Genomic DNA, 17,805 nt, shown 5'->3' with positions numbered 1-17,805 from the left:
ACGAGAAATGCGGTATGAAGGCGACGTCTTCCCGGAGAAGTCGTCGGGAGCAAAACGCAGTCGTAGATTTGCGCGATTATAGGACGTCGGGCAGGGGCGGGATTTTCCGGACAAGCGCGCGGGGCGCCTGCGAGCGCGCGTCTTTTTCCGGCATCCTGTGCTCCTCCTTTCCGGATCTTCGCAAGAGCGACAACCGGAACGACGTGCTCGTTGACGCGGGCGTCACCTACAACTACAAGCTCCCGTAATCGAGTTCTACCACCCGTACCGTCGGCATCGTATGTCCCCGGAAGGCCCGCAGGTTTTCCGGGAGGGGCTTTCGGTGTGAGCTTTGCAAGGCCGGGAGGAGAAGGCGAAGTCGGGGCGTCGGAGGGGCACCAAGGGAAAACCATGTAGGTAGAAAGGTTGGCGACCGAACGCATGGGGAGCGATGATGAAGACGGTGGGTCCCTGCGGGAGACTATGTGATCCGGAATTTCACAGCCTTCGGAGGATCCTTAAAAAACCAAAACGTCTCGTTATCAACGGAGGATTTGGTATGACCGCACTCAATCGAACGAACGACTGCATTCGGCCACTGGTCCTTGCGATGGTTGTCGCTCTCTCGTCGCCGGCTTTCGCACTCACCGACGAGGAATGGATTGACCTTCCGGGATCCTGGGAGAACTTCCACGTGTGGGTCGAAGGTGCCGATCACTCGGGTTCGACCTCGATCACGCTCGAAAACGCCGTGCTCAGGAGTCCGCTCGCGCACGGCGACTTCCGCGACGCGACGATCGGGCTCGTCAATTATTCAAGCAGTGCCTACGGCGAATATCCCGGCGACGTGACGATCGATTTGAAAGAGGCGAAAACCCTCGCCATCGACATGACGAACAATCCCCATGCCGGGATTCTCGTTGCCAGAACTTCGACCGACCGTACCGGGGCCTGGACAGGTCATCCTTCGCTTACCGTCAATGCCGGCCTTGACATTTCGGGCGACGTCAACCACCGGAAAGCCACGGACGTCGGGGATTTCACCGCCGGTATCGCCATCGGGCTCGGCGAGATTCACATCGGGGGCGATCTTGACATCAACCTCATCAACATGGACAGTCAGTCGGCCCAAGAGCGCCGACCGGTTCCCGACGACGGCTCGTACCCGACGTGGCAGCAACGCTATGGCTGGACCGTTTTCGACGACCGCCGCGGCGGCGGCAGCGAAAGCAGCCTCAAGCGTATCAACACCTCGTACCTGCTGCAGGGCGGTGTCGTCACCGGGATCGCCGCGGCGAGCGTGGCCGGCAACGTTGACATTACCGTGAGCGGCCGCAACGGCGTGCTCGGCGGTTGGATCATGGCACCCAATAGAAAGCGCCGAGGCCTTCGGGCTCTTCGGCGTCGGTCTGCAGGCTTCGGGCAGCAACGACGACCGGATCGGGATGAGCTTCAACGTGGCGAAGGACGTCGTGATTTCCATAGACGGCGGCAATGCGACGATTCAACCCGTTTGGTCTTCCGACGATCGTGCGTACGACGGAACGAAGATGCTTGAACTCGGCAACGCCGAAGCGTTGCTTCTCGACGGATCGAGCTTTGCCGCGCCCGCCGTGACCGCGAATGTGACGAACGTCGGGAGCGCTTTCTATGCGGGCGGCATCGACATTCGCAACCACGGTTCTTTGCACGCCGGCCGGGTAAGCGTCACCGCTTCGCTGCCGTCGAAGGACATCGATACGGTCTACGGTATCTACGGTGTCAACAACTACGGTGAGGAAATGAATCTCGGTGACGTGACGGTCGACCTCAAAGCGAACGCCGAGACGATCTACGGATTTTACTGGCGCGACCATTCGATCGCGCTCACGGGCAACACCGTCGTGAGCGCCGTGCGGCTCGATACGAACGACGCGTCGGCTTCGCCCGCCTATGCGGTGGTGGTCGACAACGGCATGTGGGATTCGGAGGTGGACCTCACGCCCGAGACGGGAAAACACCTTCGGCTCACGGGCGATCTGTGGGTTACCGCCAACAACGCCGCGCTTCGAGCAAACTTCAACGAGGGCAGCTTTCTGCGCGGGGCGACGCACGTCGACCTCTACGAAGACATGACGCAGGAGGAGATCGACGCACTTTTCTCCCAGTACGCCGGTCTCTGGATGGAGGACATGAATCTCTCTTTCGGGCAAGGATCCTTCTGGGACGTCACGGGAAATTCGAAGGTCACGCATCTCAACCTCTCGGACGGGGCGCGCATCATCCTCGCGAATCACGACGAAACCGTCGTTCCGCCGGGAAGCGGTGTGTTGCCGGGCTTCGGGAGCCACGTACTCGACATCCGTCATTTCTCGGGCGTTTCGCTTGAGGATAAGGAACACGCGGGTATTTTCCGCTTGGACGTGAATCTCGGCGAAACGGATGACGTCGCCAACGAAGGCGGCTTCATCACGGTGTTCGGGTCGGTGGATGCGAACAAGCCCTACGCGATGCTCGAAGTCGCATCGACCGGAGTGCAACTTGCCGAGCGCTCGAAGATCCTGGTTCTTGATTCGACGCCCGAACACAATCTCCGGCTCGAGCTCTCGGAGAACCCGATCGTCGGGCGACGCGCCGAGGCCGGGGCGTTTCTCTACGAACTCGCCGCGTACGAGGACACGACGGGGAATCTGAGCGAGGCGCTCTCGGAGTACTTCCTGAGCGACCCCGAAAACGAGTACGGCGACGCCTACTTCGCTGAAGCGAACGATGTGTACTACTACCTCCGCAAGACCGACGAGACCTCCCCGACGGCCGACGACACGGCCTCGGTGGCGAGTTTCGGCTTGCAGATCGCTCAGTATCTCGCGCACCTCGATACGTTGCGCGAACGTCTCGGCGACATTCGTTACGGCGGCGAGCACGGGGTTTGGGCGCGCGTGACCGCGACGAGGGATCGGCTCACGGGCGTCGGGGGGTCGGCCTACGATGCGGAAACCTCGACCTTGATGTTCGGGGCGGACACGAAGCTCGGTGCCTCCGATTGGACCGCGGGTGCGCTCGTGCGGTTCCTGGATTCGAACGGCGAAGGCAAGGGCCGTACGGACGTCGATACCGACGGGCAGGGGGCGGGCGTGACGTTCTACGCAACGCACACGAACCCGGGAGAGCTCGGTGCGTACCTTGACCTGACGGCCTCCTTCGACTGGTACGATCAGGACCTCGACGGCGTGATGGCCGACGGTGCGACCGCCTACAAGGGGAGTTATTCGACCACGGCGTGGGGTGCCTCCGCCGAAACGGGTTTCGCCTGGCGTTGGGGTGACAAAGGCAGCTGGTTTGCGGAACCTTCCGCACAGCTCTCCTATTACGCGATTCGGGGCGAACGCTTCGTGCTTGACAACGGCATGGTGCTCGAGCAGTCGAATACCGACAGCCTTACCGGCCGTGTGGGGGTGACGTTCGGGTACACGTCGATGCTCGACGGAAAGCGCGACCTCGAGTTCTACGGGAAGTTCGGCGTCAACCACGAGTTCTTGGGCGAAGAGACGATCAACGTCAACGACGCGCACTATGAGGCCGACATTCTCGGAACGCGCTTCTACTACGGGCTCGGCGTCACGAAGGCCCTGGGGACGAACACGGTCTTCTGGGCTCAACTCTCCCGCGAAGAAGGCGACGACTACACCCGCGAATATGCGGGGAACGTAGGGATTCGCTGGAACTTCTAAGGCTCCGAGCTCTCTGCGTGTTGCTTTGCGTGCCGGCCGGGATACGGTCGGCGCAAAAACGCAGGAGGCGGGAAACGAACAAACGCCCCCGGCGGCCCGAAGGCTTCCGGGGGCGTTTCGCGTATGAACCCGAGTTCGATCAAAACCCGATCAGAGGTCCTTCACCGCCCCTTCGAGGTGCGCGACGAAGCGCTTCATGTCGGCGTCGATCTGCGGGTTCTTGATGACGTCGTTCGCCATGAAGGAGGGCAACGCCTTCAAGCCGAGGAAGGCCATCGTGCGATGGAGCGGCAGGAAAACGCCGTCGATGCTGACGCCGCCGAAGAACTGCTTCGGGTCCTCGAACGCTTCGAGGGGCGCGTTCCAGGTCGAGGAAAGGAGGTAGTGCTTGTCGGTGAGGAAACCGCCCGAGCCGTAGAGCTTCGAGGGATCGTGGCGGCTGCGACCGTCGCCGCCGCAGAGTTCGGGCATGACGAAGACTTCGTCCTGGTACTTTTTGAGCTTCCAGGGCGTGCTCATCCACCAGCCCGGGGTCTGGATCACGATCAGGCGGGCGGCGAGAATTTTGCGGACCTCGTCTTCGACGACCCAGCCGTCGTCGATGCGGGTGACGTCGGTCGTCCAACCGAGCGATTCGAGCGTACGACGACCGAGGTCGACGAAAGCGTGCGAGAGCCCGCCCTGCGAGTGCCCGAAGGTGCAGCCCGCGTCGATGAAGAGAGCGTGTCGAGTCATGAAATTCCTCCGTAGGAGAGCCCGGGGCAGCGTGCCCCGGTGCGTTGGGGCGTCGGACGCGTTCAGCTTTTCTTCCGACGCTTCTGGGATCGCTTGCGGCGACGAACGGGTATTCTACCGCCCGAATTCGAAAACGAAAAAGCCCGCCCGGGCAAGCGAATCCCCGAGCGGGCGGCGGTGGAAGGGACGCCCGCTTGTGCAGGCGTCTCGCCCCGTTATTCAATTGCGATCGTGCGCTTTTGAGCTTGAACGGCTTCCTTCTTCGGGAGCGAGATCTTGAGGATCCCGTCCTCGAACTTCGCTTTCACGTCGTCTTCCGTGACGGCCTCGCCCACGTAGAAACTCCGCGAGCAGGAGCCCTCGTAGCGTTCGCGGCGCAGGTAATGACCGTGTTCTTTTTCGTCACCCTTGCGTTCGAGCGACTTCGAGGCGGAGATCGTGAGGTAGCCGTCCTTGAGTTCTGCCGTGACGTCCTCCTTCTTGAAGCCCGGCAGATCGATGTCAAGCTCGTACCCCGTCTTCGTTTCGCGGATGTCGGTGCGCATCACGCGCGCGGCGTGCTTGCCGAAAAGCGGATCGCGCTTTTCGGTCGGGAATTCGAGCCCCCAGCCGTTCGTGCCGTTCATCATCCGATCGAAAGGATCGAGACCGTCAAAGAGATTTTCGCGATAGAGAGTCGGGAACAACATAACACATTCCTCCGAAATTCCCCGGGAGGCGCCTTCGAGCGTCCGGACGGCTCACGTCCGGCACGAGCTGCCGGCACGAAGTACCGGTGCCGCGCTCGAAGCGCCCGCGGGAATAACCGGGAAAAGCGCAGTGCCGCAAGCCTGCGGTACTCGGCGTTTCTCTCTTTCCTTACTTCCTATATGGAGCTTAAAAGCCTCGGTTCAAGGCGGAGAATGTAACCGTGTGTATCGCTTGGGTTTTGTCTCAGGCGGATTCAGTTGGATTCGACGCAAGCGGCAGAAGGAGCGTGACGCAGAGCCCCGGCCCCGAGCGGACGGGAGAGGATGCGGCGCCGTCGGCGGCCTTGTCGGTACCGTCGGTCGAGCCGGTGGAAACGGCTGCGTCCGAGAGCGTCACCTTCACGCCGTATTTCCCGGCGATCGTCTTCACGATCGCAAGGCCCAGGCCCGTTCCGTCGACCCCCGTTCCGAGCACGCGATAGAAGGGATCGAACACGCGCGAGCGCTCCGCTTCGGGGATCCCCGGGCCCGTGTCGGAGACGCGAAGGAGGGCGTGAGTGTCGTCGTTCGGGTTTGCATCGTTCCCAAGCGCGAGGTCGATCGTGATCCGCCCGCCCTCGGGCGTGTAGCGTACGGCGTTTTCCAAGAGATTTCTCAGCATTCCGTGGAGCGCGTCCGCGGGCATCGCGGCGGCGGGGAAACGGCCGTCGATCTCGAGATCGTCGAGGCCCGTCACTTCGAGGTCGATTCGTTTCTTTTCCACCTCATCCCAGAGGGCTTCGACGACCGGGCCCACGGTTTCGTCAAGCGGTGCGCGTAGAGATTGGGCGGAACCGGAATCGTTCGAAGCGGCCGAAGCGGTCGACGTGTTTGAAGTGTTCGTTGCTTGCGGCGCCTGTCGGCTTTGCGCGGCTTCGACTTCCGCGCGTTTGAGCGCCAACAACTGATTCACCATCCGCACGAGCCGTTCGGTTGCGGCCGTAAGGCGATCGACCTCAGCTCGGGTTTCGGGCGAGAGCGTCCGAATGGTTTCGGATTCCGCGAGCCGCTCGATACGAAGGAGAAGCGCCGCCAGGGGCGTACGCAATTCGTGCGCGGCATCCGCGACGAATCGCGCTTCGCGCTCGCGCAGTTCCGTCACGCGCGCAAGCAACCCGTTGAAGCTTCGGGCCATCGGGAGCACTTCCGCGGGAAGCCCTTCCGTTACAAGCGGCGACAGATCGTCTGCTCGGCGTGCATTCAAGGTGCGCGCCGCGGCCTCGACGGGAAGAAGGAGTCGATAAAAGAGAAGCCCCGTCAGAAGCGCGATCACCACGCCCGACGTGACGATCGGAAGCACCACCCAGAGCGCGGCGATCGCGGCGTTCTCAAGAAGTTCGTTCGTGCGTTGGGCGACCGCGATGTGGGTGCCGCCGCGAAGGGTCCTCACGTGCATGCGGTAGTCGACCCCGTCGATCGGAAGGGTCTGGAGCCCCGGCCGAATGTCGACGCGAAAGACGACGGGGACGCCCGCCCCGCCGTGGTGCAACGTATGAACGAGTACGGGCGTCCCCGCGGGGATCCGCGACGCGGGGTCGTTCCGTTCGATTTCATAAACGTCCTCCAGATCGTCGTCGTCCATCGAGAAGACGAACGCGGCATCCAAAGGCCACTTCGCGGCCTTCGCGCCGTTTCCCGAAATCACGAAGCGCGCGAGCACCCCGGAAACCTCTTCAAGGGTGTCGTCCTGATGCTCGGCCGCCTCTTCGTATGCGTAGTAAAAGAGCACGGCGCCCGTCACGACCGTGAAGGCCAGAGTCGCCGCGGCGCTCGCACGGAAGACGCGCGTTCTGAAAGACGGATTGCCCACCGGGCGTCGAGGCAGGAAGTCCGTCGGCTGCTTTCGGTCACAGGCTTCAACGCTCTGCCGGCCGGGCGTTGCACGGACGAATCGAGCGAGCCCTGCGAGCGCTCCGGACGACTTCTCCAAAAGCCGCGCGAAGCACCGGCGCAACCCTCCGGTGCGGCGGGCGTTGGCGCCGTGCTGAAGGTCCTTACTCATAAATCCCTCACGATCGGGAAAATCAGGACGCATCCGCGTCGCGAGGCGCCACGCGCCAGCCGAGACCTCGGACGTTTTTCACGGTATCCGTGCCCAATTTCTTTCGGAGGCTGTGGATCAGGAATTCGATCGCGTTGCTTTCGGGCTCTTCGCCCGAGGTGTAGATCCGTTCCTCAAGGGTCCTGCGGGAGAGAATGGCGCCCGGGCGCGCGAGGAGGGCCGAAAGCAGAGCGTACTCGCGGCGCGAGAGCGTCACGGTTTTACCGTCCTTCGTGCGGGCGGTCTTCGTTTCTTCGTCAAGCGTCACGACGCCGTTGCCGGGGCCCTGCATGACCGTTCCGTTTCGGCGACGCATCAGGGCGCGCACGCGGGCCATGAGTTCCGACATGTGAAAGGGTTTCACGAGGTAATCGTCCGCCCCGGCGTCGAGCCCTCGCAGACGGTCTTCGAGCGCGTCGCGGGCGGTGAGAATGATGACGGGAACGTCGCTTCGGGCGCGCAGTTTCGAGAGCACCTCCATGCCGTCGAGCTTCGGGAGTCCCAAGTCAAGGAGTACGAGCTGGTACTCGGTCGTGGCGGCGAGCGTGAGCGCCGTAAGGCCGTCCGTCGCACGGTCGACGACGTGGGTCAAGTCGCGAAGGGCGGCCTCGGCCGCGTCGCCGATCATTGCGTCGTCTTCAACGAGGAGAATGCGCATGGTGTGTGCTCGCTGCAGGAATGAGTCTGCGTTCAATTGTACGAGACGGACGGGCGAAAAGCGCACAGGGACTAAGGCGTGCCTCAGCCGCGTGAGAACTTCGTAGCATCCGACGGTACGAATCGGCAGGGATCGGGCCCGCCGCGTTCGTTGCTTTTGCTGCGTTCGCCGCCCGCGGTGCGTACAGCGCTCGACGAAGAACCTCATTTTCGGACCTTCAAACCATCAGCCCATCCAAGCATTGCGGAGGAACCGCCATGCCGTCGGATTGACCGTTTGTTTTCTGCCACATGTTGACGTTTTTGGACGGAAAATTTCCGGGGATTGTATGAGTACGCCCGAGGGCGAGATTGCGGACGAGGTGTTCGATCGGATCGCCTTCGGCTCAGGCGAAGGCGGAAGCGGGCGGGGTGCGCCGGTTGCGGTATCGGACGGTCAGCGAGCTCGAGTGAGGATGCGTAAGAGCGACGCTGAAAAAAACTCCGAAAAAAGTCGGATCCGCGTCGCTTCTCACCCCCGGAAGCGCTCCCTCGGAATCGCGTCTAAGCCGAATTCCCTATAATGTCCGGTCCGAGAGCGACCGCCCGATCCTTTCGACACCCCTCTGATGCCCCGACCGGGTGTCGGGGATACGAAGGCTTTTCGGCGTGCGGTCGTCCAGCCGAAATGAAAAAGAGGAAATCATGACCGAAACCGCCCGCACCGCAACCCCCGAAACGAGCGAAAACGGCAAAGTGGGTCTCGAAGGCCGCGTCCTTTTGAGCTTTGCGACCTGGAATCCCGTCGCTTTTCTCGCCGACTTCGAGGCGGACTGGGGCGAGGCGCCCGAGGTCGTTTTGAAAAGCGACCGGGGGATCGTGGTGGCCCTCAACAAAGCCCACTTCATTCTGCGCTTCGTGGAAGGGAAGGACCCCGACGCCGAAGTCGTTGCGAAGAACAATCGCGAATGGACGGGGGCTGCGGACGCCGCCGCAAACCACCTTGCGCACCTCGAAGTGACGTCGCTCCTTTCCCCGGAAGCGTTCGTTCTTCAGAGTGCCCGCGACTTCGTGCGGGTGGTGGCGAGCCTCGCTTTGCAGGAAGGCGTGGCGGCGATCGACACGACGAATACGCTCCTTACCCCCGAAGGTTACCGAAACGGTGCGCAGGTGATGACGGACGGGCGAAGCTTTCCCGTTCACAACGTGATCTTCACGGGCGTCTGGCGCCAAAGCGAAGCGGGGGGCACGAACGGCTACACGGCGGGCTTCAACCGCTTCGGGCTTCCGGAACTCGAAATCATCGACTCGAAGCGCGGCGCCTACGAAGTGCGCGAGTTTCTCCGGAACCTCTCGGGCTACATCCTCGAAACGGGGAACCCCGTTCGCCCGAACACGAGCCTGCGCGTGAGCGCCGACGAAGCGTTCGACGTGACGCTCTCTCCGGGTGTCGCCTTCCCCGAAGAGATTCAAACGCTCAAGATCGCTTTCGGCTGATCTCTTCCCGAAAACGAATACGAGGGCGGATGATGAAGCGCACGGAGAAACACACGAACCGCACGAACAACAACGCGTACGGTTCCCGAGCGGACGGAGCGGGCTTTCTCTTCCGGCGCTTCAAGCCTTTCGAAAGGTCCGCTCTCGGCGTTGCCATCGCTCTCGTCCTCGGCCTCGAGGCGGCTGCGGGCTCGGTGCCCGTTGCCGCAGCCGAATCCTCCGTCCTTTCCCCCGTCATCGACAAGGAGCTCCCGCCCGATCCGCCTCCGGGAACGCGGGTTCGGGTGGGCGTGTTGCAGTTCGAGCAGGAATCCTCCTACGGGCCGACGCTCGACAACATTCAGGAGGACCTCATCAACTACCTCAAGCGCGCGACGACGGGGCTTGACATCGTGGCGGTCCCCTACGACTCCTCCGCGCGCCTCAAGGCCGCGGTGGCGCGTCACGAGGTGGAGTTTTTCCTCGCGAGCTCGGGGCTTTACGTCGAACTGCAGCGCTACGGTGTTCGCGACATCGGCACGCTCGTTCTCGCGCAGATGCCCGACCCCAATCAGTGCGTTGCGGGCGTCATGGTCGCGCGTGCCGACCGTTCGGACATCACCGACCTCGCGAGCCTCAAAGGAAAGCGCGCTTTTTCAACGGACGCGGCGAATTTCATGACCTATCAGTCGAACCTCGGGGCGATTGCCGCGGCGGGGTTCGATCCCGACACGTTCTTCTCGTCCGTGGTCTTTACGCACAATCGCCCGAAGGCCGTTTTGGAGGCCGTTTTGGACGGTACGGGCGACGTGGGTTTGTTGCGCGCCTGCATGCCCGAAGCGCTCGTTGCGAAAAACCCCGCGTGGAAGGGGAAATTCAAGGTCGTGAACCAACAGGAAACGCCCGCGGGAAAGCGCCTCGGCTGCGCCTTTTCGACGGATCTCTACCCGGGGTGGACTTTCGCGGTTTCAAACCACACCCCCGCCGTCATCACGCGCCACATGGCCACGGCCCTTTTGGCGCTCGCGCCCGAGGACACGCAAGGGGGTTACACGATTTCCTTTGCCACCGACTTCGAGCGCGTGAACGACGTCTTCAAGCGCCTTCGTATCGGGCCGTACGCGTATCTGCGGGACTGGACGGTCGAGCGGGTCGTGGCGACCTATTGGCCCGTCATGATGCTCTTTCTCGCGGGGCTCCTTCTTTGGGCGCTCCATGCGTGGCGCCTGGAGCGGCTCGTCGCGAAGCGCACGGCGGCCTTGGCGCGCGCTTTGCGGCGCGAAAAGGAGGCGAGCGAACTCGCCCGCACGACGAGCGAAAAACTCACGCGCTTGGAGCGGGTCGGGATGATCGGGAAGTTGTCCTCCGTCTTCGCGCACGAATTCGTGCAACCCCTGTCCGCGATGCGCTACAGCGCCCGATCGCTCGGGAAACTCATGGCGCGCGAGACGGTCGACAAACCGTTGGCGGACCGGTGCCTCAAAGAATTGACGGAGCAACTGAAACTCGCGACGAGCATCATCGAGCGGGTGAGAAGCTACGCCAAAGAAGGTGCCGACCGGTCGAAGCCCGTCGACCTCGCGGCGCTCGTCGAGGACGTGCGACGCGAGATGACGGAGTCGCGCCGCTTGAAGCGCGACGTGGTCGTCGCGGGCGCAACGCCTCCGGGGCAACGCCTTCTCGTTGCGGGGGACGGGGTGGAGCTGCGCGTTCTTCTCATGAATCTCTTCAAAAACGCCGAAGAGGCGTTGTCGGCCGCGGGCCTTTCCGAACCGATTGAGGTCTCGATCGGGCGCCCGGAGGGGGAAGACGTCCGAGAGCCGAACGAAACGAACGAAGGGCAGGAAGCGAAAGAAACGACGGAAACGAGCGAGGCGAACGCGCCCGAAGGCGCCGTTCTTCGCCTCGTCGTTCGAAACGGCGGTGCGCGTCTGACGGAGGCTCAACTCGCGGAACTTTCCGAGCCCCTTGCGACCACCAAGGAGCGCGGTCTCGGTCTGGGGCTCCTCCTTTGCAAGTCGATTGCCGAAGTGCACCGTGCGTCGATTCGGTTCGAAGCACCGAAGGAGGGCGGCGTGCGGGTGACGATCGACTTTCCGGCCTTCGAGGGCGGGGCCCGATGAAAGGAAAGCTCGGGAAAGCAAACGGACGTGACCGTTCGTGACCGTCCGTCCTTTTCCAAACGCCCCCCGAATCGTTACACTTCCCCTTCCGACGACATCAAGCCCGGAGGACCGACCCCCCATGCCCGCTTCCGCACCGCTCACGCCCGAGCTTTTGAAACCGCTTTTCGACGCGGACTTTTCCGACCGACGCGAGCAGGAACGCGCCGCATCGCTCGTTCGCATCGTTGACGACGACGAGGCCGTACGGCGCTCCTTGAAGACGATGCTCGAAATCGAAGGTTTTCAGGTCGCCGACTGGCCGAGCGCCGACGCCTTCCTCGCGGACCCCGAAGAAGCCCGCGAAGAACGCCCGGGGTGTCTCGTGCTCGACGTGCGGATGCCGGGGATGAGCGGGCTCGAACTGCAAAACCGCCTCGCCGAACTCGGGCGCGGTCTCCCTGTCATTTTCCTTACGGGTTACGCGGACGTGCACGTGGCGGTTTCGAGTCTCAAGGCGGGAGCGCTCGACTTTCTGATGAAACCCGTCGACGAAGACGAACTCATCGCCGCGATCGATCGGGGACTCCATCGCGACCGCCTTCGTCGGCTCGGCACCCGCGAAGAACGGATCGTCGAGGGAGCGGATAGTCTCTCCGAACACGAGGTCCGAATCCTCGTCTACATCCACAAGGCGCTCACCGACGCCCAGATTTCGGAGCGTACGGGCGTATCCGTCCGAACGGTCGAAGGGCATCGCGCAAAGCTCTACCGCAAATTCAACGTCCATTCGGGGGAAGCCCTCGAAGCAATTCTTCCCGACATTCGCGACGCGCTCCGGAAGCGCTTTCCCGAGGCGTGATCCGCTTGGGGTCGTCGGGTCGCACGCCGCGCCTGCGCGAGGCGCCTGCAAAATCCGCGCCCCAGGCAACATTCCGTTGCGTCTTTTGCCTCGTCGGAAACGAAAATAGGGGTTAACCCGTAATCCTACTGCCGTTTTGCGGCTAATCCGTGCGTCACACTTCCTTCGGATACACCGAAGAACGAAACACGACGGAGCGAGAAGCATGACGGATGTTGCCCGAAGAGAAACGAAAGCAGGGAACGGGAATAGCGAGACCCCGCGGGCGGAATACGCTCCTTCGAGCCGATCCGCCAAGCAGCGCCGCGGCGTGCACCTTCCCGTCTACAGTCGCGGCGAAGAGACCGCGAATGCCGTGACGCACGGTTTGGCGGCGCTCCTTTCGATTGCGGGCTTGGTCGTTATGGTCGTCGAGGCGGTCGCGACGGGAAAGAGCGCGGTCGTCATTGCGAGTTCCGCCTTGTTCGGCGCGACCATGGTGATTCTCTACCTCGTCTCGACCCTCTACCACGCGATTCCGAATCGACGCGCAAAGCGCATTCTGCAGATTTTCGACCACAGCGCGATCTACCTTCTCATCGCGGGCTCCTACACGCCTTTTTGCCTCATCACGCTCGGGGGCGTCACCGGCTGGGCGCTCTTTTTCGTCGTCTGGGGGATCGCGCTTGCGGGAGCGATCTTCCAACCCTTCCTCATGAAGGCCGCCGACTGGATCAATTGTCTCCTCTACCTCGGGCTCGGCTGGTGCGTGATTTTCGTTCTGAAGCCCCTCGTGGAGGCTCTCCCCTGGGGCGGGCTCGCGCTCCTTGCGGGCGGGGGCGTAGCCTACAGCGCAGGGGTGGTCTTTTACCTCTGGGAGAAGCTCCCCTTCAACCATGCCATCTGGCACGTGTTCGTCCTTGCGGGCACGGCGCTCCAATTCTTTGCGGTGCTCTTTTACGTGATCCCGAGCCCGATCGGGGCCTGACAGACGAAGCGACGCACCGAGCAACGTACGGCGTAGCGGAGCGCAAGTCCCGGGAACGGGACGCACGGCTTACGCAACGGGCGAGCAACGGGCGAACAACACGAGCGCAAACCGTGCAGCTCCGGACGGGCGGCCGACGGCACCTCGCATCCGGGAAGCGTCCGGAGCGGGTAGGGGGCGGGTTTTCACCGATCCCTTTTTCGACCACGAACGGAGAAAAAAGACTCTTACGCGCGTAAGCCTCTGCGGAAAATGAATCCTGAACGAAACGCGAGCGAAGCGAACGGTACGAACGCAACGCTTCGCACGACCAATCCAAAGGAGATTTTCATGAGCAAGGAACTTTCCCGCCGCAGTCTTTTGAAGAGCGTCGGTCTCGGCGGCGCCGCCCTCGCCGCGATGGGCGCCTCGAGCGTCGCTTCCGCCAAGTCCGCCGACGGCGTCAAGTGGACCGATACCTACGAAGTGGTGGTGGTCGGTGCGGGCGGTGCGGGCATGGCCGCCGCCGTCAAGGCCGCGCAGACGGGTGCCAAGAAGATCGTCGTCCTTGAAAAGCTCGCCTTTGCGGGCGGCAACACGCTCCTTTCTCAGGGCTTCATCAACGCCGCCGACCCCGTGCGTCAGCCCAAGCAGGGCATCAAGGATTCGCCCGAAAACCACATGAAGCAGACGCTCGCTGCGGGCGACTTCCGCGGCGATCCCGAACGCGTTCGCGTGCTCTGCGAAAACGCCTACGGCGCGATCACGTGGCTCGAAAGCCTCGGCATGAAGTTCAAGGACAACGTCATCCAGATTTTCGGCGCTCTTTATCCGCGCTCCCACGTTCCGGCTCTTCCGAAGGGCCAGGGTTACGGCACGGTGCTCGCCAAGGCCGCGAAGGACTTGGGCGTTGAAGTGAAGACCGGCATGGACGTCGTCGAAATCATCCGCGAAGGGGGCTTCGAAGGCGATGTCCTCGGCGTGCAGGTGAAGAATTCGAAGGGCGAAACGCGCTACATCCGTGCGACGCGCGCCGTGGTGCTCGCCGCGGGCGGGTTCGGTGCGAACACCTATCTGCGCGAACTCCACGATCCGCGTGTGAAGGGCCTCGGCACCGACAACCTTCCCTCCATGTCGGGTCAGGTCGCAATGGCGGCCGTGCGCGTGGGCGGCTACTTGGTCGGCATGGACTTCATTCAGTCCACCCCGGGCGCTCCCGCCGGCAAGAAGATGAAGCTTCTTCTCAACTTCAACGTGAACGGCTCGATCTACGTCGACAAGCGCGGCAACCGTATCGTGAACGAAGGCGAACGCCGCGACGTCATTCGCGACGCCGTTTTGGGCACGCCCGAACGCTATGCCTACACGGTTTGCGACAACGAAAACTTCATGAGCTACGACGAAGTGAACCGCAAGGCGATTCACGAAGGCGAAAAGATCAACGAAGCCTGGTCCGCTCCGACCATTCGCGAACTCGCCGAGAAGATGGGCGTCGACCCCGACGGTCTCGAAGCGACGATCAAGCGCTACAACGGCTTCGTCGACGCGAAGAAGGACGAGGACTTCAACAAGACCGCCGTCAACCTCACGAAGAAGATCGAAAAGGGTCCCTTCTGGGCCTGCTACACCGGCATGACCGTGCACCACACGATGGGCGGTCTCAACACCAACACGAAGGCTCAGTGCCTCGATTGGACGGGCGCCGTGATTCCGCGTCTCTACGCCGCGGGCGAAATCACGGGCGGCATCCACGGCACGAATCGCGTGGGTGGCAATGCCGTGCTCGACTGCTTCGTCTTCGGCCAGATCGCCGGTGAAAACGCCGCGAAGGAAGCCGTGAAGGCCTGAGCTCCTTCGAAATCATAATTTCTCCTCCTTTGGGGCCGATTCCTCTCGGGTGTCGGCCCTTTTTTCGTTGTTGTCCTCCCGTGGGCCGCCCTTCGGTGCGACGAAAAACCCCGCGGCTCGGGTCCGAGCGGCGGGGCGAAAGAATGACGACGAGGGTAACGCGTTGCTCAGAAGCGGTGCGTGAGACCCGCGTACGCCTGGGTGTAGCGGTTCGTATCCGAGTAGGCGCCGTAATCCGTGTTGGCGGTCGACTTTTCACGCGCGAGGCCCGCCCCGGCGTAAAGCGACGTGCGCTTGCTCAAAGGATAGACGTAGCGGGCCGAAAACCCGAGGTACGAGAAGTCGCCTTGAACCGCGTAGAAATCGTACCCGAGCGTTTCGCTTTCGCCCTCGGCATAGTAGGCCGCAGCCGTCAGGTCGCCTCCGAAGAGGGGAACGATCGTGCCGAGGTGCGCCCCGAAGCCGTCGATGCCTTTCTCGGCCCCGGGAACTCCGCTCGCGACTTCGTCGGCAAAGGCGTTTTCGAAGGTGGCGAAGCTCTTCGACGCCTTCGCGTACTGCGCGAGTGCAAAAACACGAGCAACCCCGAAGTCGTAGTTGCCGCCCGCATAGAAAATGTGGGTATCCTCGTGGCGGTCGGTGTTGGCGTACTTCGTGAGTTCGTAGGCGCCGACCCACTGCAGGGGACCGAAGTCGCCCGTCAGGGCGGCCGAGGCGTAACGGTCTGCTTTCGAGGTACCTTCGGTACCCTCGCCCTTCACTCCGTCCGTTTTGAAGGCGTATTGAAGCGTGGCCTGCAGCCCCGAGAACTTCGGCGTTTGGTAGGTCGCCGTGTTGTCGTAACGGTCCGAAGCCTGAAGACCGAAGACGTCGTTGTCGCCGCCGTCAAAGGCGTCCGCAATCGCGTAGACGAGGTCGTACGTGCCCGCGGAGGAGGCGACCCCGCCCATGCGGCCGAATGCGACGGTACCGAAGTCGCCCGAGAGGAAAAGGGCCGCCTCGCGTCCGAAGAGCCGATCGTCGTACCGCATCGCGCCGTCGTCGGACGAAAAGCCGTTTTCAAGCTTGAAGCCTGCGGTGAGGCCGTTGCCGAGCGTTTCCGAGCCCTTGAGACCGAAGCGCGACGCTTCGTTGTAGCCCGATTGCATTGAAAAGCTTTTTTCGTTGCCGTGCGTGAGTACGGCTTCGGACGAGCCGAAACGAATGTCTTTCGACGTGTAGGCGATACCCGTATCGACAATGCTGTAAACCGAAATGTCGGCCGCGGAGGCCGCCCCGGCAACCGAGAAGGCGCCGAGAATTGCGAGTTGGAGAAGATGCTTTTGCATGGTGAGGATATCCTGACCGGAGGGTAGATTTGGGCCCGGGTTCGAGGTTCAAAGAGAGTGCGACGTCTCAGAACGTGTGGGTTACGCCCGCGTACGCTTGAGTGTAGGTGTTTTTGTCAGTCGGAAGCCGGTAAGAAGGCGTGGGGCGCCCCCCGGGGGTGAGACTGAAGGTCGACGTGACTTCTTCACGCGCCCAACCTGCGCCCGCGTAGAGGGACGTGCGCTTGCTCAGGGGATAGACGTAGCGCGCCGAAAGACCGAGATAGGTGAGATCCTGTTTGTTCGTGTAGTCGATGTAGTCGACCGCGGCCGTTTCACCGTCGACATAGTAGACGCCCGCCGTCAGGTCGCCGCCTGCCACGGGAACGATCGCGCCGACGTGCAACCCCCAACTGTCGAACCCGTGCTCGGCGCCCGCAAAGCCCGCGGCCGCGTCGGGTTCCAGAGCGTTCACGAAGCTCGCAAAGCTCTTCCCCGCATCCGTGTACTGGGCGAGCAGGAAGACTTTGGCAAAGCCCGCATCGTAGTTGCCGCCGAGGTAGACGGCGTTCGTGTCGTCGGCGCGGTCGGTGTTGGCGTACTTCGTGAGTTCGTAGGCGCCGACCCACTGAAGCGGACCGAAGTCGCCCGTCACGGCGATCGAGGCGTAGCGGTCGGCCTTGGAGGTGCCTTCGGTGCCTTCGCCATCGAGAGAATCCGTCTTAAAGGAATACTGCACCGTACCCCGGAGGCCCGCGAACTTCGGCGTTTGGTAGGTAGCCGTATTGTCGTAGCGGTCCGAGGCCTGCATGCCGAAAACGAGGTTGTCGCCGCCGTCGAAGGCGTCCGCGGTCAGGTAGACGAGGTCGAACGATCCCGCGGCGGACGCAACGCCCCCGGTGCGCCCGAACGCAACCGTTCCGAATTCGCCCGAAAGGCCGAGCAGGGCTTCGCGTCCGAAGAGCCGGTCGTACTTCATCGAACCGTCGTCCGTGAAGAGCCCGTTTTCAAGGACGAAGCTCGCCTTGAGGCCGTTGCCGAGGTCTTCCGAGCCCTTGAGACCGATGCGGGAGCTCGCGTTGTAGCCCGACTGCATTTCAAAACCGTGCACGCGCCCGCCCGTGAACGCGTCCGGATTCGTTTCGGCGGCGAGGATGACGTTGCGGGACGTGTAGAGAAGCCCGGTGTCGACGACGCCGTAGACCGAGACGTCGGCGGCGGACGCAGCGCCCGAGAGAGAGGTGAGGGCGGTGAGGGCGGTGAAAACCGCGAGAGCGGCGGAAGTCTTTTTCATGATGAGGAAGGAGAAACGAGTGAGGGAAGCGTCCGCAGGGCGGACTTTAGAAGAACGGTACCAAAGGCGTGCGGCTACGGCCAGCGGGATGTGTCTTTGCGAGGCGAATACGCGGATAAACAGGGGAGGGCGGTTGTCCTT

13 protein-coding genes are annotated in these 17,805 nt (G+C 62.6%); 7 read left to right on the top strand and 6 right to left on the bottom strand.

Going from position 1 to position 17,805, the window contains the following annotated elements; all coding sequences use genetic code 11:
* Positions 1 to 430 precede the first annotated feature (430 nt).
* Both S6FBBBH3_RS06780 and S6FBBBH3_RS06775 read left to right on the top strand, forming a co-directional pair.
* Positions 431 to 1,537, top strand: a complete 1,107-nt coding sequence (locus tag S6FBBBH3_RS06780; protein WP_123957658.1) for a hypothetical protein — start codon at positions 431 to 433, stop codon at positions 1,535 to 1,537.
* Complete coding sequence (locus S6FBBBH3_RS06775) at positions 1,425 to 3,689, top strand: autotransporter family protein (protein ID WP_120177025.1); 2,265 nt, start codon at positions 1,425 to 1,427, stop codon at positions 3,687 to 3,689. The genes S6FBBBH3_RS06780 and S6FBBBH3_RS06775 overlap by 113 nt, the downstream gene beginning before the upstream one ends.
* A gap of 150 nt (positions 3,690 to 3,839) precedes the next feature.
* On the opposite strand, the gene S6FBBBH3_RS06770 is transcribed toward S6FBBBH3_RS06775, so the two are convergent.
* The 4 genes from S6FBBBH3_RS06770 to S6FBBBH3_RS06755 all read right to left on the bottom strand — a co-directional run bounded on the left by S6FBBBH3_RS06770 (position 3,840) and on the right by S6FBBBH3_RS06755 (position 7,851).
* Entirely contained in the window at positions 3,840 to 4,424 is a 585-nt protein-coding gene (locus S6FBBBH3_RS06770) for an NAD(P)H-dependent oxidoreductase (RefSeq protein WP_120177024.1), read from the bottom strand.
* 215 nt (positions 4,425 to 4,639) lie between these two features.
* Positions 4,640 to 5,113, bottom strand: coding sequence for an Hsp20/alpha crystallin family protein (locus tag S6FBBBH3_RS06765; RefSeq protein WP_120177023.1), 474 nt, complete (start codon positions 5,111 to 5,113; stop codon positions 4,640 to 4,642).
* 244 nt (positions 5,114 to 5,357) lie between these two features.
* A complete protein-coding gene (locus S6FBBBH3_RS06760; RefSeq protein ID WP_170143858.1) occupies positions 5,358 to 7,154 on the bottom strand; it encodes a sensor histidine kinase in 1,797 nt (598 codons plus the stop codon).
* A gap of 22 nt (positions 7,155 to 7,176) precedes the next feature.
* Positions 7,177 to 7,851 (bottom strand): response regulator, encoded by a 675-nt coding sequence (locus tag S6FBBBH3_RS06755; RefSeq protein ID WP_120177021.1) that lies wholly within the window; start codon positions 7,849 to 7,851, stop codon positions 7,177 to 7,179.
* A gap of 683 nt (positions 7,852 to 8,534) precedes the next feature.
* On the opposite strand from S6FBBBH3_RS06755, the gene S6FBBBH3_RS06750 reads away from it, so the two are divergent.
* The 5 genes from S6FBBBH3_RS06750 to S6FBBBH3_RS06730 all read left to right on the top strand — a co-directional run bounded on the left by S6FBBBH3_RS06750 (position 8,535) and on the right by S6FBBBH3_RS06730 (position 15,063).
* Complete coding sequence (locus S6FBBBH3_RS06750) at positions 8,535 to 9,326, top strand: DUF4261 domain-containing protein (protein ID WP_120177020.1); 792 nt, start codon at positions 8,535 to 8,537, stop codon at positions 9,324 to 9,326.
* 29 nt (positions 9,327 to 9,355) lie between these two features.
* Entirely contained in the window at positions 9,356 to 11,428 is a 2,073-nt protein-coding gene (locus S6FBBBH3_RS06745) for a PhnD/SsuA/transferrin family substrate-binding protein (protein WP_120177019.1), read from the top strand.
* 121 nt (positions 11,429 to 11,549) lie between these two features.
* Complete coding sequence (locus S6FBBBH3_RS06740; RefSeq protein ID WP_120177018.1) at positions 11,550 to 12,269, top strand: response regulator transcription factor; 720 nt, start codon at positions 11,550 to 11,552, stop codon at positions 12,267 to 12,269.
* Positions 12,270 to 12,474: 205 nt separating this feature from the next.
* A complete protein-coding gene (gene trhA / locus S6FBBBH3_RS06735) occupies positions 12,475 to 13,236 on the top strand; it encodes a PAQR family membrane homeostasis protein TrhA (protein WP_120177017.1) in 762 nt (253 codons plus the stop codon).
* A gap of 330 nt (positions 13,237 to 13,566) precedes the next feature.
* Positions 13,567 to 15,063, top strand: a complete 1,497-nt coding sequence (locus S6FBBBH3_RS06730; RefSeq protein ID WP_120177853.1) for an FAD-dependent oxidoreductase — start codon at positions 13,567 to 13,569, stop codon at positions 15,061 to 15,063.
* A gap of 167 nt (positions 15,064 to 15,230) precedes the next feature.
* Here S6FBBBH3_RS06730 and S6FBBBH3_RS06725 read toward each other — a convergent pair whose 3' ends face one another.
* The gene (locus S6FBBBH3_RS06725; protein WP_120177016.1) at positions 15,231 to 16,391 is read right to left on the bottom strand and encodes a porin; all 1,161 of its coding nucleotides are present in this window, start codon (positions 16,389 to 16,391) and stop codon (positions 15,231 to 15,233) included.
* 67 nt (positions 16,392 to 16,458) lie between these two features.
* Positions 16,459 to 17,664, bottom strand: a complete 1,206-nt coding sequence (locus S6FBBBH3_RS06720; RefSeq protein ID WP_120177015.1) for a porin — start codon at positions 17,662 to 17,664, stop codon at positions 16,459 to 16,461.
* Positions 17,665 to 17,805 lie beyond the last annotated feature (141 nt).

This window comes from Sutterella megalosphaeroides, from assembly GCF_003609995.1.
Lineage (GTDB): Bacteria > Pseudomonadota > Gammaproteobacteria > Burkholderiales > Burkholderiaceae_F > Sutterella > Sutterella megalosphaeroides.
Note: the sequence above shows the minus strand (reverse complement) of the source record. Positions and strands in the feature narration are given on the sequence as shown.

Coding starts and splice junctions, on each gene's coding strand:
- S6FBBBH3_RS06780 (WP_123957658.1), top strand. CDS start 431: ATGATGAAGACGGTGGGTCCCTGCGGGAGACTATGTGATCCGGAATTT.
- S6FBBBH3_RS06775 (WP_120177025.1), top strand. CDS start 1,425: ATGAGCTTCAACGTGGCGAAGGACGTCGTGATTTCCATAGACGGCGGC.
- S6FBBBH3_RS06770 (WP_120177024.1), bottom strand. CDS start 4,424: ATGACTCGACACGCTCTCTTCATCGACGCGGGCTGCACCTTCGGGCAC.
- S6FBBBH3_RS06765 (WP_120177023.1), bottom strand. CDS start 5,113: ATGTTGTTCCCGACTCTCTATCGCGAAAATCTCTTTGACGGTCTCGAT.
- S6FBBBH3_RS06760 (WP_170143858.1), bottom strand. CDS start 7,154: ATGAGTAAGGACCTTCAGCACGGCGCCAACGCCCGCCGCACCGGAGGG.
- S6FBBBH3_RS06755 (WP_120177021.1), bottom strand. CDS start 7,851: ATGCGCATTCTCCTCGTTGAAGACGACGCAATGATCGGCGACGCGGCC.
- S6FBBBH3_RS06750 (WP_120177020.1), top strand. CDS start 8,535: ATGACCGAAACCGCCCGCACCGCAACCCCCGAAACGAGCGAAAACGGC.
- S6FBBBH3_RS06745 (WP_120177019.1), top strand. CDS start 9,356: ATGATGAAGCGCACGGAGAAACACACGAACCGCACGAACAACAACGCG.
- S6FBBBH3_RS06740 (WP_120177018.1), top strand. CDS start 11,550: ATGCCCGCTTCCGCACCGCTCACGCCCGAGCTTTTGAAACCGCTTTTC.
- trhA (WP_120177017.1), top strand. CDS start 12,475: ATGACGGATGTTGCCCGAAGAGAAACGAAAGCAGGGAACGGGAATAGC.
- S6FBBBH3_RS06730 (WP_120177853.1), top strand. CDS start 13,567: ATGAGCAAGGAACTTTCCCGCCGCAGTCTTTTGAAGAGCGTCGGTCTC.
- S6FBBBH3_RS06725 (WP_120177016.1), bottom strand. CDS start 16,391: ATGCAAAAGCATCTTCTCCAACTCGCAATTCTCGGCGCCTTCTCGGTT.
- S6FBBBH3_RS06720 (WP_120177015.1), bottom strand. CDS start 17,664: ATGAAAAAGACTTCCGCCGCTCTCGCGGTTTTCACCGCCCTCACCGCC.